15 protein-coding genes are annotated in these 14,218 nt (G+C 39.6%); 13 read left to right on the forward strand and 2 right to left on the reverse strand.

What is annotated here, in order from left to right; all coding sequences use genetic code 11:
* The 5 genes from CVT05_RS07350 (at position 1) to CVT05_RS07370 (ending at position 5,375) form a co-directional block, all read left to right on the forward strand.
* Complete coding sequence (locus CVT05_RS07350; protein WP_107698325.1) at positions 1-1,314, forward strand: MotA/TolQ/ExbB proton channel family protein; 1,314 nt, start codon at positions 1-3, stop codon at positions 1,312-1,314.
* Positions 1,311-2,402, forward strand: coding sequence for an OmpA family protein (locus CVT05_RS07355; RefSeq protein ID WP_107698326.1), 1,092 nt, complete (start codon positions 1,311-1,313; stop codon positions 2,400-2,402). The genes CVT05_RS07350 and CVT05_RS07355 overlap by 4 nt, the downstream gene beginning before the upstream one ends.
* Positions 2,395-3,246 carry a pyridoxal-phosphate dependent enzyme gene (locus tag CVT05_RS07360; RefSeq protein ID WP_103589543.1) on the forward strand — a complete coding sequence of 284 codons (852 nt, stop codon included), beginning with the start codon at positions 2,395-2,397 and terminating at the stop codon, positions 3,244-3,246. Before CVT05_RS07355 ends, CVT05_RS07360 begins: the two co-directional genes overlap by 8 nt.
* Positions 3,243-4,535, forward strand: a complete 1,293-nt coding sequence (gene hisD / locus CVT05_RS07365; protein ID WP_107698327.1) for a histidinol dehydrogenase — start codon at positions 3,243-3,245, stop codon at positions 4,533-4,535. Before CVT05_RS07360 ends, hisD begins: the two co-directional genes overlap by 4 nt.
* A gap of 84 nt (positions 4,536-4,619) precedes the next feature.
* A complete protein-coding gene (locus CVT05_RS07370; RefSeq protein ID WP_199906744.1) occupies positions 4,620-5,375 on the forward strand; it encodes a flagellin in 756 nt (251 codons plus the stop codon).
* A gap of 233 nt (positions 5,376-5,608) precedes the next feature.
* Here CVT05_RS07370 and rpoD read toward each other — a convergent pair whose 3' ends face one another.
* The gene (gene rpoD / locus CVT05_RS07375) at positions 5,609-7,465 is read right to left on the reverse strand and encodes an RNA polymerase sigma factor RpoD (RefSeq protein WP_107698328.1); all 1,857 of its coding nucleotides are present in this window, start codon (positions 7,463-7,465) and stop codon (positions 5,609-5,611) included.
* 148 nt (positions 7,466-7,613) lie between these two features.
* Between rpoD and CVT05_RS07380 the strand changes: the two genes are divergently transcribed.
* Together CVT05_RS07380 and flgG are read left to right on the forward strand one after the other, a co-directional pair.
* The gene (locus tag CVT05_RS07380; RefSeq protein ID WP_107698329.1) at positions 7,614-8,423 is read left to right on the forward strand and encodes a flagellar hook-basal body protein; all 810 of its coding nucleotides are present in this window, start codon (positions 7,614-7,616) and stop codon (positions 8,421-8,423) included.
* 15 nt (positions 8,424-8,438) lie between these two features.
* On the forward strand, positions 8,439-9,227 hold the full coding sequence (flgG, locus tag CVT05_RS07385; protein WP_021091447.1) for a flagellar basal-body rod protein FlgG: 789 nt from the start codon (positions 8,439-8,441) through the stop codon (positions 9,225-9,227).
* A 185-nt stretch (positions 9,228-9,412) separates the two neighbouring features.
* Here the strand turns inward: flgG and CVT05_RS07395 are convergent, their stop codons facing one another.
* On the reverse strand, positions 9,413-9,859 hold the full coding sequence (locus CVT05_RS07395; RefSeq protein WP_107698331.1) for a tetratricopeptide repeat protein: 447 nt from the start codon (positions 9,857-9,859) through the stop codon (positions 9,413-9,415).
* A gap of 104 nt (positions 9,860-9,963) precedes the next feature.
* On the opposite strand from CVT05_RS07395, the gene CVT05_RS07400 reads away from it, so the two are divergent.
* The 6 genes from CVT05_RS07400 (at position 9,964) to CVT05_RS07425 (ending at position 14,148) form a co-directional block, all read left to right on the forward strand.
* Positions 9,964-10,626, forward strand: a complete 663-nt coding sequence (locus tag CVT05_RS07400; RefSeq protein WP_107698332.1) for an AzlC family ABC transporter permease — start codon at positions 9,964-9,966, stop codon at positions 10,624-10,626.
* Complete coding sequence (locus CVT05_RS07405; protein WP_107698333.1) at positions 10,623-10,958, forward strand: branched-chain amino acid transporter permease; 336 nt, start codon at positions 10,623-10,625, stop codon at positions 10,956-10,958. The genes CVT05_RS07400 and CVT05_RS07405 overlap by 4 nt, the downstream gene beginning before the upstream one ends.
* An 85-nt stretch (positions 10,959-11,043) precedes the next feature.
* Positions 11,044-12,090, forward strand: a complete 1,047-nt coding sequence (locus CVT05_RS07410) for a type II asparaginase (RefSeq protein ID WP_103600153.1) — start codon at positions 11,044-11,046, stop codon at positions 12,088-12,090.
* A 108-nt stretch (positions 12,091-12,198) separates the two neighbouring features.
* The gene (locus CVT05_RS07415; protein WP_107698334.1) at positions 12,199-12,798 is read left to right on the forward strand and encodes a LysE family translocator; all 600 of its coding nucleotides are present in this window, start codon (positions 12,199-12,201) and stop codon (positions 12,796-12,798) included.
* A 74-nt stretch (positions 12,799-12,872) separates the two neighbouring features.
* A complete protein-coding gene (locus CVT05_RS07420) occupies positions 12,873-13,232 on the forward strand; it encodes a DsrE/DsrF/TusD sulfur relay family protein (protein ID WP_072594648.1) in 360 nt (119 codons plus the stop codon).
* A 19-nt stretch (positions 13,233-13,251) separates the two neighbouring features.
* The gene (locus CVT05_RS07425) at positions 13,252-14,148 is read left to right on the forward strand and encodes a DUF4299 family protein (RefSeq protein WP_107698335.1); all 897 of its coding nucleotides are present in this window, start codon (positions 13,252-13,254) and stop codon (positions 14,146-14,148) included.
* Positions 14,149-14,218: the final 70 nt, after the last annotated feature.

Below are 14,218 nucleotides of genomic sequence, written 5' to 3' on the forward strand. Positions count from 1 at the left end.
ATGCAAAATCAAAATGATTTTAGTGAGCTAAGCGTGCCAAAAGAGCGCCAAGCTCACTCTTTCTTTGTCTTTTTTAAAGTTATCTTTATCCCTTTAGCTATCTACATCTTGGCGATACTAGCCTATCTTGGTGTTATAAATTTTCAGATGAAGCTTCACACCATCGTGATGATGGGCGTTATACTCTTTGTCGCTTTTGTGTTTTCACGCCACAGCGCCTTGGTCGCTTACTCAAATTTCTTAGCAAATGCCAAAGATTACAAGATAAGGCTAAAAGAATTTATCATCGCTCACCTTTTTGAAATTTCAAGCGTCAAAAAGGCAAACGCTAAATTTGAAGATTTTTTTGAGAGCTATACAAGAAATTTTAGAAATGACAACCTAGCAAACATTGGCCAAGCAGTCTTTCCTATGCTTGGAATTTTGGGCACATTTATCAGTATCGCCATCTCCATGCCAAGCTTTAGCTCAAGCACTGCAAACGGACTTGAAAAAGAGATCGCTATACTGTTAAACGGCGTAGCTACGGCGTTTTATGTATCGATTTATGGCATATTTTTAGCACTTTGGTGGATGTTTTTTGAAAAGATCGGCATTAGTAAATTTGAGAGATTTTACAGCGAGCAAAAAGAGCTAAGCCGTGAGTTTTTCTGGCAGGAAAATGAGCTAAATGCAAATTTCATGAAAGCAAGTGTAGGCTACTTTAAAGATAGTCACGACGCCTTTAAAATGGTGCTTGATGATAAATTTGTAAAAGAGCTAAGCGAGCAGACAAATGAGAAATTTAACAGCCTAAAAGAGCTTTGCGAGGTTGAGAAAAATATCATCAATCAAAGCAAGGCAGAGCTTAGTGTAAGTTTAAAAATGCTAAATGAATCTGGACTAAAACAAGATGAATTTGTAAAAATCCACTCCGATATATTAAAGGCGGTTGGAGCGTTTTCTAATGCATTTAAAGATATGGAGGTTAAAATTTTAACCGAGCATGCAAAGCTTGGCGAAATTTTTAGCAGAAATTTAAACGCCACAAAAGAGAGCCAGCTTAAATTTGAGCAGACTATCAAGAGTTTTGACGCCATTTTAAAAGAATTTTCTCTCTCTTTGATGAAAGAGCAAAACGAAGCATTAAAGGCATTTAGAACCTCGCTCGTGGAGAGTGCTACGATATTTAAGGCAGCCTACGAGCAAGAGGGCAGGAGCTTGGAGCGTGAAAAAGAGCGCGAGAGCCTCATTGCTGAGCTTAAGAAGAATATAGACGAGATCGATAAAGAAGCAAATTCTGTAATAGAAAAGATCGAAAATCTAGTGCAATGAAAATAGACAAAAATAACGAAGATCAATCGAGCTTTTGGGTTTCGTACGCGGACTTGATGGCGGGTCTGCTCTTTGTTTTTATGCTGCTAATCGGCGCTGTCGTCGTAAAATACGTCCTAACTCAAAACACCCTTGAAAATAAAGAGCAAGCTATCATCACAGCTTTAGCAAATTTAAAAGACGCCCAGGGTAAGAATTTCACACTCGAAGAGCTAAATGACGCCCTAAAAAGCGAGCTTTCAAAGATAAGCGACGAAAACATAAATTTAAAAAAATCAAATGAAATTTTTGTCATCCAAATAGACGCCCTAAAAGAAAAGCTAGCCCAGCTCATAGATGAAAACAAGGACGCAAATGCGAGCATAAAAGAGCTAAATGCTAGCATTTTTGATCTAAATCAAAAGATGATCGTGCTAAATGATGAAATTTCATCAAAAGATAGAGCGCTTAGCGATGCAAATTCAAGCAGCGAGAAAAATTTAGCCAAGATCGCCTTTTTGCTCGAGCAAGTGAGCCAAAGAGAGGCTAGATATGACGAACTTTTAAGGGATCTAAACGTCACTCGTGACAGGGTCAAAAACCTAACTGGCATAAGGGTAAAAGTGATCAGCGCCCTAAAAGATAGGCTAGGATCAAGCATCGAGATCGACCCAAACTCAGGCGCGCTAAAGCTTAGCTCATCAGTGCTTTTTGATAAGGGGAGTGCAGTCTTAAAAGAAGAGGTTAAAGAGGAGCTAAAGGCCACGCTTAGTAAGTATTTTGACGTGCTTTTAAATGATAAAGAGATCGCCTCAAACATCGATCAGATCGTCATAGAGGGCTTTACAGATAGCGATGGAAGCTACATTTATAACCTAGAGCTTTCACAAAAAAGAGCCTACGCGGTGATGGAGTTTATAAACTCATTTAGCGATGATGCACGCCTTAGAAAGCTGCTTGTCGCAAGTGGCAGAAGCTACAACGAGCTAGTTTTTAAAGACGGAGCCGAGGACAAGGACGCTTCAAGACGTATAGAGATCAAATTTTCACTCTCAAACAAAGAGGCTATCAACGAGATAGAGAAATTTTTGGAGTTTAAAGGTGATTGATAAAATTCGCATAAGAGGGCGAGAATTTTGGCTTTTAAGAGATGATCTGCTAGGCGAGTTTAACGGCAACAAAGCAAGAAAGCTAGAGTATTTTCTAAAGGCCGATCTTAGCGGCATCAAAGCCATCGTGTCTCACGGCTCAAGCCAGTCAAATGCTATGTATAGCCTAAGCCTTTTTGCCAAGCTAAAGGGGCTTAAATTTTACTACGTCGTCTCTCATCTAAGCTCAAATTTAGAGCAAGATCCAGTTGGAAATTTCAAATTTGCACTTGAAAATGGCATGGAAATTTTTGTAAAAGAGGAGCGTGAGAAATTTGCTAAAGAGCTAGCAAAGAGTAAAAATGCGCTCTTTATAAACGAGGGCGTGGCGCAAAGCGAGGCTGAGCTTGGCTTTATCACGCAGGCACGCGAGATCAATGAGTGGAGCAAAAAAAGCGGCATAAGGCCTGATATCTTTTTGCCCTCAGGCACAGGCACAAGCGCATGCTACCTAGCAAAGCACACCGATCTTAGCGTTTTTACAACTCCTTGCGTGGGGGACAGCGACTATCTAAAAAAGCAAATTTATGAGCTAGACAAAAATAGCAAGGTGCAAATTCTAAATCCACCAAGGAAGTATCATTTTGGGAATTTATACCAAGAGCTTTATGAAATTTGGCTAGAGGTTTGCAAAAGTGGCGTGGAATTTGACCTAGTGTATGACCCTGTTGGCTTTATCACGCTTTTTGCAAATTTAGACAAATTTGGGAGCGAAATTTTATATATCCACCAGGGCGGAATTTTAGGTAACATTACACAAAGACAAAGATACGAGAGAAAATTAAAATTAAAGGAGCATAAATGAAATTTTTTCATAGTAGTGACGCTGATTTTGAGAGTAAATTTTTACAGCTTGTTAAACGAAGTGATAATGACATGAGTGCTGTAATGCCGGTAGTTGCTGGAATAATAGATGAGATAAGAAAAGATGGCGATAGTGCACTTTTTGCGCAGATAGCTAAATTTGATAAATTTAGCGTTACAAGTAAAAGCGACATAATAATTGACGTAAAAGAGATGGAGGCGGCCTACAACTCGCTAGATAATGCCCTAAGAGTGGCTCTAAATTTAGCTCACAATAGGATAAAAAACTATCACGAGCGCACAAAGCCAAGTGACTGGACATATAAAGATGAGCATGATATCTTGCTTGGTGCAAAATACACAGCGGTTGACCGTGCTGGCCTTTATATCCCAGGTGGCAAAGCGGCTTATCCTAGCTCGCTTCTTATGAATGCGATCCCAGCGATAGTAGCTGGAGTAAAAGAGATCGTAGTGTGCACTCCAGCGCCAAATGGCAAGGTAAATACCTTACTTCTTGCTGCAATGCACCTTTGTGGCATAAAGACAGCCTTTAAAGTAGGCGGTGCAAGTGCCATTGCGGCGATGGCATACGGAACTGAAACGATGCCAAAAGTAGATGTCATCACAGGACCTGGCAATATCTACGTAGCGACTGCTAAAAAGCTAGTTTATGGCGACGTAAATATCGATATGATCGCTGGTCCAAGCGAGATAGGCGTCATCGCTGATGACAGTGCTGATCCTCGCCACATAGCTATCGATATGCTCTCTCAAGCTGAGCACGACGAGATCGCAAGTGCCTTTTTGATAACGCCAGTAGAGGCTTTTGCAAGAGCGGTGCAAAGATACATCGAAGATGAGCTAAAGACACTAAAACGTGAGCCAATTGCAAGTGCTAGCATAAGAAATAAGGCTGCAATAATAGTGGCAAAAGATTTAAAAGAGTGTTTTGCTCTCATGAATGAGCTTGCTGTTGAGCACCTAGAGATCGCTACAAACGATGCTTTAAGTTATATTGATGATGTGACTCATGCGGGCGCTATATTTTTTGGACACTTTACGCCTGAAGCGATGGGAGATTATATCGCTGGACCAAATCACACATTGCCAACTGGTGGAAGTGCGAGATTTTACTCGCCGCTTGGAGTTGAAAATTTCATGAAGCGAAGTTCGATCATTTCAGTGAGTAGAAAAGGTATCATGCATCTTGGCAAATCATGCATGCAGCTAGCTGAAGCTGAGGGGCTAACCGCTCATAAAAAATCAGTTGCAGTGAGGCTAGAAGAGTAAAGAAAAATGGATTTTATAGAGATTTTGCAACTTTTTATAGAATTTATAGTAGAATCCATAGCGAATTATTAAAAAGGAGTTGTTATGAAGTTAGGAACTTATACTGCAAACCAGGCTTCAGGAAACTATTATTTAGATCAAGCAAAAAATAGCGAGAAGAAAGCGCTAAATGCTATCTCTGCAAACAGCGAGATCAAAGCATCAGGTGCAAATTTGCAAATCGCAGAGAGTTTGCTTTCACAAACAAATGTCTTGAACGAAGGTTTAGCAAATGCAAACGACATGATCGGTATGCTTCAAATCGCTGACTCAACGCTTTTAAATTTAAGTAAAAGTACGGATAGAATAGGTGAACTTTCAAGCAAGCTTACAAATCCTACTCTCTCAGCAAATGAACAAAAAGGCATAAAGGGCGAAATCAACGTACTAAGAAATGCTATGAATGATAGCGTAAAAGAGGCTAAATTTAATGGCAAAAACATATTTGATGCTGAGCTTGGATTTTTCACAGGTGAGAGTACAAAAAATATAAATTTAGGCACAAACACTCTTTTAAATGTAAAAGATGACGGCTCAAATACAGGTGAAATTTTAAAAAATATAAATTCACTTCGCTCAGAGATCGGATCAACACAAAATGCTGTATTTAGAGGTATAAATGCTCTAGCCGCAAGAAGCGTGGCAAATGCTAATAGTGTAGAGAACCTTGATAGCAGCGACATCGCAAAGAGCTTGGAAGAAAATTTACAAGCAAATTTAAAACTTCATGCTGCGAGCTTAGCTAAAGCTCATGATACTACGAGCTTGGACGCAAAACTAGATAAACTTCTAGCTGAATAAATTTTCACCGGTCTTGCGCCGGTAAATTCTTTTTATCTAATCTTATTCTTTAAAAAATATTAAGTTTTTTGTATTTTTAAGTTGGTCTAATGGCTAAATGAGGGCTGAATCCAGCCTTTCAATAATAAAATCAATGTAGATTGTTAGTGAAATTTGTTGCTAAAAAAATTTTTAAATTTTATAAAGCTAAAGAGAAAGTCTTAAGGAAAATATCCAAAAGAAAAAAGGGCTTTTTAGCCCTCAATGTAGTTTTTAAGTTTTCTACCGACTTTTGGGTGTTTTAGTTTTTTGATAGCTGAGCTTTCTATCTGGCGGACACGCTCACGAGTGACATTTAGTGCCTTGCCGATCTCTTCAAGTGTGCGGTCGCTCTCATCTTCAAGCAAGCCAAATCTCATTGAAATTACAGCCTTTTCACGCTCATTTAGCTGCGAAAGCACATCGTCAATTTGCTCTCTAAGGTCACTTTTTAAAATTTGCTCTATCGGAGAAAGTGAGCTTTTATCCTCTACAAAATCTCCAAATTTTCCGTCCTCTTCGTTTGCGATTGGAGCTTCGAGGCTTATAGGCTCTTTTGTTATTTTGATGACTTGTTTTACCTTATCAACGCTTAGCCCAACCTCTTTTGCGATAACGCTTACATCAGGCTCTTTACCTTCTTCTTGGAGGTATTTGCGGTTTATTTTGTTGATACGATTTATCGTCTCTATCATGTGGATAGGTATCCTAATCGTCCTTGCTTGATCGGCGATCGCACGCGAAATAGCCTGGCGGATCCACCATGTGGCGTAGGTTGAAAATTTATAACCTTTTCTGTATTCAAATTTATCAACCGCCTTCATAAGGCCGATGTTGCCCTCTTGGATGAGATCCAAAAATGGTAAGCCCCTATTTGTATAGCGTTTTGCGATACTTACAACTAGACGGAGGTTTGACTTAGCCATTCTAGCTTTTGCCTCGTCAGAAATTTTCTTTCCACGTTTGATCTGCTCTAAAATTTCTTTTAGCCTTGTTGGCTCAAGATCAAAGCCTTGCTTGCTTGCCTCTTTTGTAGTAAATAGCTTTTTGATCTCGACATAAGTTGAGACCATTGTAGCTTCTGGCACACGAGCTGCGATCTCTTCTTTGCTAAGCTTGATGATATCTTTTAAGATACTTTTGTGATTTTTCTTAAGTTCGTCGCTAAACATTGGCAAGCGATACTCCAAACGTTTTAGCTCTCTGTCAAATTCGTCGTCGCTTTTTAGTGCTGTTTCCATTGATTTTACGATCTCGCTAATTAACTTGCTTGTTGGGCCAAGATCCATTAGCTTCTCTTTTAAAATTTTCTTTTTAAATGCAAGAGTCATCTTTGAAGCTGTGTCATAGCTCTCAACTTTATCTTGTTTGTTTGCAGTCTTTAGCCACTCTTTTTTTGCCTTTTCGAGGGCCTTGAAACTCTCTATAACTTTTTCAGCGCGTTTATCGTTTTTGGCTGATTTTTTAGGAGTTTCGTTCTCTTCGTTTTCTTCATCTTCCTCGTCTATATCGTCTTCGCTGTCTTCATTCTCTTCGTTTTCACTCTCGTCCTCAAAGCTCTTAAAAAGCTCTTTTACACGGCGTTCTCTGTTGATAAGTGGCTCTTTATAGTCAAGTATGAAATCGATCAAAAATGGCACAGAACAAAATGCATCGATAATGATATCTTCGCCAAGCTCAATCCTTTTGCTGATCTCAACTTCCTCATCTTTTGTAAGAAGCGCGATCTGACCCATCTCTCTTAGATACATCCTGACAGGACTATCAGATCTTGACCACTCTAAAAGGTCACTTTCGCCTGAAAGATCGAGATCCTCATCGATATCTTGATCGCTCTTTTGAGCATTTTCTTGGCGTTTTTTAGCATCAGCTAAATTTCTAAGCTTTGCGGCCTCAGCAGATGTGATGAGCTGGACTTTATTTGTTTTTGCTAGTTGTTCTATCTTTTTTACTATCGTAGCAGTCGGAGCTTTGTCTAATAATTTTACTAATTTTTCGTATGTCAAAAAGCCTTTTGCATTTTCAGCGAAAAGCTCTTCTATCTGAGAAAAAGAGTCTTTTGCGGCGCTCATAAATTTCCTTTCGAATCGTCTAATTGTGATTTAAGTGTTGTTTAAAAGAAAGTGGATTATACCCAAATTTTGTAAATGTGTATAAAAACAAAGTTGGAACGATGATTGCTTAGTAGCTATAAAAATCAAATTTTGATTAGGAAATTTTATGCAAAATGGTTATTATCAAGCTACTGCTGGCATGGTAACGCAGTTTAACAGATTAAATGTGATCTCAAATAACCTTGCAAATGTAAATACGATCGGCTATAAGCGAAATGATGTAGTTATCGGTGACTTTGCGAGAATTTTTAAAGAGACGCAAGATGAGCTTCCTCTTAAAAATCACACAAAAGATGGAGCTAAATTTTTAAATAGAACGCTTGACCGCGTACCACAAGTGAGCGAAGAGTACACCGACTTTAGCGCTGGAGGCTTTAAATACAGCTCAAACACGCTTGACTTTGCGATAAAAAGAGATGACGCGTTTTTCTTAGTTGATACCCCAAACGGCGTAAAACTTAGCAAAAGCGGCTCTTTTAGCCTTGATGGCGACAGCTACATCGTTACAAAAGAGGGCTATAAAGTTTTGCCAAGCGGCTACGAGGCACAAAATCCTGGCCAAAGAGGTATCCAAGTGCCACAAGGTGAGGTGCTAACTGCCGATAAAAATGGAAATTTATACTCAAATAACAATCAATTTTCTAAATTTTTTATAGCTCAGCCAAGAGAGATAAGAGATCTTAAAAAGGTCGGAGATAATCTCTTTGAGAGTAGAAATTTTGACGACATCACAGAGCTTGAAGAAGCTGATAGCGTGATGCAAGGTTATGCTCAGATGTCAAATGTAAATCCAGTTTTAGAAATGGTTGGTCTAATAGAAACCCAGCGCTTAGTTGATATGTATCAAAAGGTTATGACAAGCCACATGAATGATCTTAACCAAGATGCTGTTCAAAAACTAGCCCTAAAAGCTTAATAAAAGGATAAAACTATGATGAGATCACTTTACACTGCAGCCACTGGTATGATAGCCCAGCAGACGCAGATAGACGTAACCTCACACAACATCGCAAACGTAAATACTTATGGATACAAGAAAAATAGAGCTGAATTTGCCGATCTTATGTATCAAGTAATGGAGTACGCAGGTACGGCTACAAGCCAGACTACCACAAGCCCAACTGGTATCGAAGTGGGTCTTGGTGTGCGCCCAACGGCTATAAATAAAATTTTCTCTCAGGGATATTTTAAAGAGACCAGTAACAACCTAGATATGGTAATAGCTGGTAATGGTTTTTTTCAGATTCAACTGCCTGATGGCACTACGGCTTATACTAGAAATGGCGCTTTTAAACTTGACGCAAACGGCACTATTGTAAATAGCGATGGCTATCAGCTCATCCCTCAGATTACCGTGCCTGCGAATGCGACACAAATTTCTATCGGCACAGATGGCACCGTATCAGTACTCCAAGCAGGTGAGAGAGAGATGGCTCAGATAGGTCAGATTGAGCTAGCAAACTTTATAAACCCAGCCGGCCTTCACTCAATGGGCGACAACAACTATCTAGAAACAAGCGCTAGCGGTAACGTGGTAGTAGGCGTTGCAGGACTTGACGGACTTGGTACGATCAGACAAGGATTTGTTGAGATGAGTAACGTTCAGTTAGTTGAAGAGATGACCGATCTTATCACTGGTCAGCGTGCATACGAGGCAAACTCAAAGGCGATAACTACGAGCGATTCGATGCTTGAAATAGTAAATGGGCTTAAAAGGTAGATAGTATGAACGCAACTCTAGCTATCGTTGGGCTTATACTGCTTTCTTTTACGCTTGAGGTATTTTGCTTTTTAAATAAAACGCCAAAAGGCAAGGACTCGATAAAATAGACTCATTAATTTGGGCGAAATTAAAATTTGGCACATCTCGTCTAAAATTTCTACTTTTAGGAGCAAGAATAAAAGTTACTGAGAAATTTTTAAGCTACTGCATGCTTCTTCCAAATCAAGCTCACAGGCTCTTTTGTAGTAGTTTTTTGCTCTATTTTTATCTTTTGGTATACCAGCATCTCCAGCTTCGTAGATGAGTGCAAGGGTGTAGCAAGCAAATGCATTTTTTAGTTCGCAAGCCTTATTATAAAGCCTAAGCCCTTCTTCTTTTTCTTGTGCTAGGGTGTCTTTTTGTAGATATATATTTCCTAAAAATAGACAGCTATGTGGATTGCCTAGCTCACAGGCCTTGTTTGCCATAGCTACCATTTTATCGCGCTCATTTTTGTCAAGGTAGATATATATAAGATCGGTGCAGCTTTCTACGTTATTTAAAGTGCATTTACTTTCAAGCTTAGTGGTATCTAAATTTTTACCCCAAGAAAATAGAATACAAAATAAAATTAAAATTATCTTTTTCATCTTTTAACTCCAAAAATTTTCTATCATTTTATAAAATTTAACTCTATTTTTACTCTAAATTTTTCAAATTTTGCTAACATTTCGGCTTTTATCAAGGTAAAAATTTGATATTTAAATATGTTTTTAAACTATCCATTCCTATCTTTATGGGCTATTTTCCGCTTGGTGTCGCATTTGGCATTTTGGCTAAAAGTATGGGTGTTAGCGCATTTATCGCTGTGGCGCTTAGTACGTTAGCATACGGCGGCGCAGCGCAGTTTATGATGCTCTCGCTCTTTAGCGTTGGCACGAGCTATGTTGAGGTTTTTATCGTGAGCTACCTTGTAAATTTGCGTCACACTTTTTATGGAATTTCACTTTTAAAAGAGTATAGTGGGATCAAATTTAGGCTTTTAAACATCGCTTTGCTAACAGATGAGACCTTTGCGATATTTAAAAATTTGGGACTAAAAGAGGCGAGTGACCGCAGCTTTGTCTTTACCTGGCTAAATGTACTTTCTTGGTCTTACTGGGCGGCTGGGACGCTGCTTGGAGTGATACTTGGCGATTTTATAAAGGCCGATACAAAAGGGCTTGAGTTTAGCTTGACAGCACTTTTTATAGTTATTGTGATTGAAATGTTTAAAAATGATAAAAACTACCGCGTGCTCTTTGCGGCGACATTTTTTGGTGTGCTTGGAGTGAGCCTATTTCCAGCTAAATTTGTGCTTGTTGGCTCAATGGCACTTTGTTTTATATTTTTGCTTTTGTTCAAGGATAAAATTTGATAAGTGTAAGCTCAAGCGAGATGGTACTTTTTGTGGCGGTGCTTTTAAGCGCCATAGCTACTTTTATAACGAGGGCAACGCCGTTTTATGCACTGAAAAACTATAAGTCAAACCCTTATTTAGACGCCATTGAGAAGCATATGGGTATGATGATAATGGTCGTTTTGGTCTGCTACGGTTTAAAAGATACGAAATTTAGCGAGTTTCCTTATGGCTTAAGCGAGATAGTAGCAGTTTTTACAGCTATTTTGATGCATTTAAAGTTTAAAAATACCCTTCTTAGCATAGTTATTTCAACCGGAATTTATATGTTTTTGATAAGAATTTTTTAAATAAATATAAAATTTAGAAGTTAATAATTTTTTTAAATAAATGGCATTATAATGACTTTGCAAATTTTAATGCAAAGGAGCTAAAATGCGTTTAATCTTTAAGGCGGTGTTACTCATGATTTTAGGTGCTACTTTAGCGGTTGCAAAGCCAACCATCTACATACTAGCTACTGGTGGAACGATAGCGGGAAGTGGCTCAGGATCGCTTGATGCGAGCTATACTTCTGGAACTGTTACGGTCGATAAACTAATCGCAGCCGTGCCAGATATAAACAAGATCGCTACCATAAAAGGTGAGCAAATTTCAAATATCGGCTCACAAGATATGAACAACGAAGTTTGGCTTAAGCTTGCAAATAGAATAAACGAACTTCTAAATAGCGGCAAAGCCGATGGTATCGTCGTTACTCACGGCACAGATACTATGGAGGAGACAGCTTACTTTCTAAATTTAGTCGTTAAAAGCGATAAGCCAGTTGTGCTTGTAGGTGCGATGAGAAATAGCGGCTCACTAAGCGCAGACGGCCCGCTAAATTTATTTAACGCCGTCAATGTTGCTATTAGTAAAGATAGCGTAGGCAAGGGTGTTGTGGTCACTATGAATGACGAAATTCACGCTGCTAGAGAAGTGACAAAGACCAACACTACAGGCGTTGATACATTTAAATCACCAAATAGCGGTAAGATCGGCACAGTCTTTTATGGCAACGTAAAATACTATATGAATCCGATCAGAAAACACACAGCAAAATCAGCATTTGACCTAGAGGGCGTAAAAGAACTTCCTAGAGTCGATATCATCTACTCTCACGCAAATGACAACCCTGACTTTGTAAACATAGCTGTTAAAAACGGCGCAAAAGGTATCGTTAGCGCTGGTCTTGGCAATGGCAATCCTTACTTTAGCGTACTTGATGCACTTGGCGAGGCTTCAAAAGCTGGCGTAGTGGTAGTTCGCGACTCACGTGTAGGAAGTGGCGAGACGACTATGAACGGCGAAGTAGACGACGCAAAATACGGCTTTTTAACAAGCGATAATCTAAACGCGCAAAAAGCTAGAGTACTTTTAATGCTTGCTCTTACAAAAACAAGCGATAAAGCCAAAATTCAAGAGTATTTCTTAACTCACTAAAAAAGAGGCGGCTTGGTCCGCCTTTTAAATTTAAGCTATAAATTTGATCGCTGGATTTGATTTATAGCTTAAATTTTTATATTTGTTAGCTAAATTTCAAGGCTTTTTATGGACTTCTTACTCTTTTTCGCTACGCTTGCTCCTATCTCGCTAATGCCGGGCATCAACATGACCTATGCGATGAGTATCGGTATGAGCTTTGGTTATAAGCACTCGTTTATTATGATGACCGGGCAGCTTCTTTCGCTTGCTTTCGTGGCGTTTTGCTGTATGCTTGGCGCGGGCGCGGTGCTTCATCATTTTGAGTACGCATTTAAGGCGCTAAATATCATTGCAGGGCTTTATATGCTCTATCTTGGCGCGATGCTTCTTTTTGGCAAGGGCGAGCTTAGCGTAACAAACGTCTCAAATTTACCAAGCAAAAAGCAGATGTTTATAAACGGCCTCATCGTTTGCGTCACAAATCCAAAGGCATGGATATTTTTCTCGGCTTTACTGCCTACGTTTTTGGATAAAGACGATCCCTTTAGTCTAACTCGTATGTGCGCGATCGCGGCAACGCTCGTTTTCATCGAGTTTTGCTCGCTAAATATCTACGCACTCGGCGGAGCTATGCTAAAGAAATTTTTACAAACGCACCTAAGGCTACTTGAAATTTGCACCGCCATTATCGTCTGCACGATCGGAGTACTTTTACTTTTTAGATAAATTTAGCCTCTTTTTATATAGCTTGGCTAAAATTTGCCCGGTTTGCACTACATTTTTGGCAAAAGGAGAAAAAGATGAAAAAATTTCTATTTATACTTACAAATCAACCATACAACGGTACCGACAACGCTTACAACGCATTAAGGCTAGCTAAAACGCTAAAAGAAAAAGGCGAAGAGGTCAGAATTTTTCTAATGAACGACGCGGTCGATCTTGCGCGAAATAGCACCAAAAAGCCGGAAAACTACGACGTAGATCTAGTAGCGATGTTAAAAGAGCTTTACGCTAGCGGCGCTATGCTAAAGGTTTGCGGTAGCTGCCAAACGAGGTGCGGTTTGCATGCGGGAGAGCCTTATTTCGAGGCTGAGGTGAAAGGTAGCATGGATATCTTATCCGAGTGGGTTAGGCAGTGCGATCAAGCGATGACGTTTTAGAGTAGGCAAAAGAGAATTTATGAGCGTAACATTTAAGGTAAAAAATAAAAAGAAGCTTTTGGGCGGATATGAAAAGGCGCTAAGCGAGCGTGAAATTTCAGAGTTTATAGAGGGATTTTGCTTTTTTAATAGCCAAAACGACGAGCCGAGCGGGCTTTTGCTAAACGAAAACGTGATGATTGCTGGCGTATGGCAAAAGAGTGCTCGTGGCTTTGAGCTAAGCTACGAAGACGGCAAATATATCGTTCGAGTCTGTACTCCAAGCGGCGTTGGCGACTGGCAGACGGCACTTTTGTTTCTTTCTAAAATTTCAGCCAAAACCGGCTCAAAAATAGAGTGCGACAATGAAGAAATTTACGATAGCGAGCAAATTTTAAAATTTGATTATGAAGCCGACATAATGTGGGGACTTGAAGCTCTAAAGGAGGCAAAAGAGAAAAATCAAATGCTTTATATCTCTGGCCTAGAGCGCGACGTGGCGTTTGACGCGGTTATGATAGATGAAATTTTTGCAAGCGCTAGCCCTGCGGCTAAATTCGATGAGATGATGAGGCAGACGCAATATCTTGACGCTTATAGCGCAAGAGAGAATTTATACGAAGATAAAGACGGTAGCGAAATTTTTGGCGCATATACGCTTAGCGAAAATTTACCGACTATCTTGCCTTACGCTCCCTCTCCGTCGTGGCAGGCGCAAGAAGTTCTAGGAGAGAGAAAGGTCTCGCGCTGGATACTTACGCTAGTAGTCGGCGTAGACGATAAGGACGCGCATGTGCTTGGCGAATGCGAATATGGCGCTTTTATGGTAAATCTGCCAAAAGAAAAATATCGCTTCATAGACGCCGCAAATATACTGGTTGAGCCGCTTAGCGAAGAAGAGATGAGAGAAATTTTTAAAAAGGCAAATGAAGCTTAGGTTTAAGTTAATAAACCGCAAGGAAATGAAAATTGCCTCAGGCTTGCTTAAAAATTTAAGTCGGTTTCAA

This window comes from Campylobacter concisus (assembly GCF_003049705.1).
GTDB classification, from domain to species: domain Bacteria; phylum Campylobacterota; class Campylobacteria; order Campylobacterales; family Campylobacteraceae; genus Campylobacter_A; species Campylobacter_A concisus_AR.

Bases quoted from the DNA above. Each gene is read 5' to 3' on its own strand.
- CVT05_RS07370 (WP_199906744.1), top strand. From the start codon at position 4,620: ATGAAGTTAGGAACTTATACTGCAAACCAGGCTTCAGGAAACTATTAT.
- flgG (WP_021091447.1), top strand. From the start codon at position 8,439: ATGATGAGATCACTTTACACTGCAGCCACTGGTATGATAGCCCAGCAG.
- CVT05_RS07425 (WP_107698335.1), top strand. From the start codon at position 13,252: ATGAGCGTAACATTTAAGGTAAAAAATAAAAAGAAGCTTTTGGGCGGA.
- hisD (WP_107698327.1), top strand. From the start codon at position 3,243: ATGAAATTTTTTCATAGTAGTGACGCTGATTTTGAGAGTAAATTTTTA.
- CVT05_RS07350 (WP_107698325.1), top strand. From the start codon at position 1: ATGCAAAATCAAAATGATTTTAGTGAGCTAAGCGTGCCAAAAGAGCGC.
- CVT05_RS07380 (WP_107698329.1), top strand. From the start codon at position 7,614: ATGCAAAATGGTTATTATCAAGCTACTGCTGGCATGGTAACGCAGTTT.
- CVT05_RS07355 (WP_107698326.1), top strand. From the start codon at position 1,311: ATGAAAATAGACAAAAATAACGAAGATCAATCGAGCTTTTGGGTTTCG.
- CVT05_RS07410 (WP_103600153.1), top strand. From the start codon at position 11,044: ATGCGTTTAATCTTTAAGGCGGTGTTACTCATGATTTTAGGTGCTACT.
- CVT05_RS07415 (WP_107698334.1), top strand. From the start codon at position 12,199: ATGGACTTCTTACTCTTTTTCGCTACGCTTGCTCCTATCTCGCTAATG.
- CVT05_RS07420 (WP_072594648.1), top strand. From the start codon at position 12,873: ATGAAAAAATTTCTATTTATACTTACAAATCAACCATACAACGGTACC.
- rpoD (WP_107698328.1), bottom strand. From the start codon at position 7,465: ATGAGCGCCGCAAAAGACTCTTTTTCTCAGATAGAAGAGCTTTTCGCT.
- CVT05_RS07395 (WP_107698331.1), bottom strand. From the start codon at position 9,859: ATGAAAAAGATAATTTTAATTTTATTTTGTATTCTATTTTCTTGGGGT.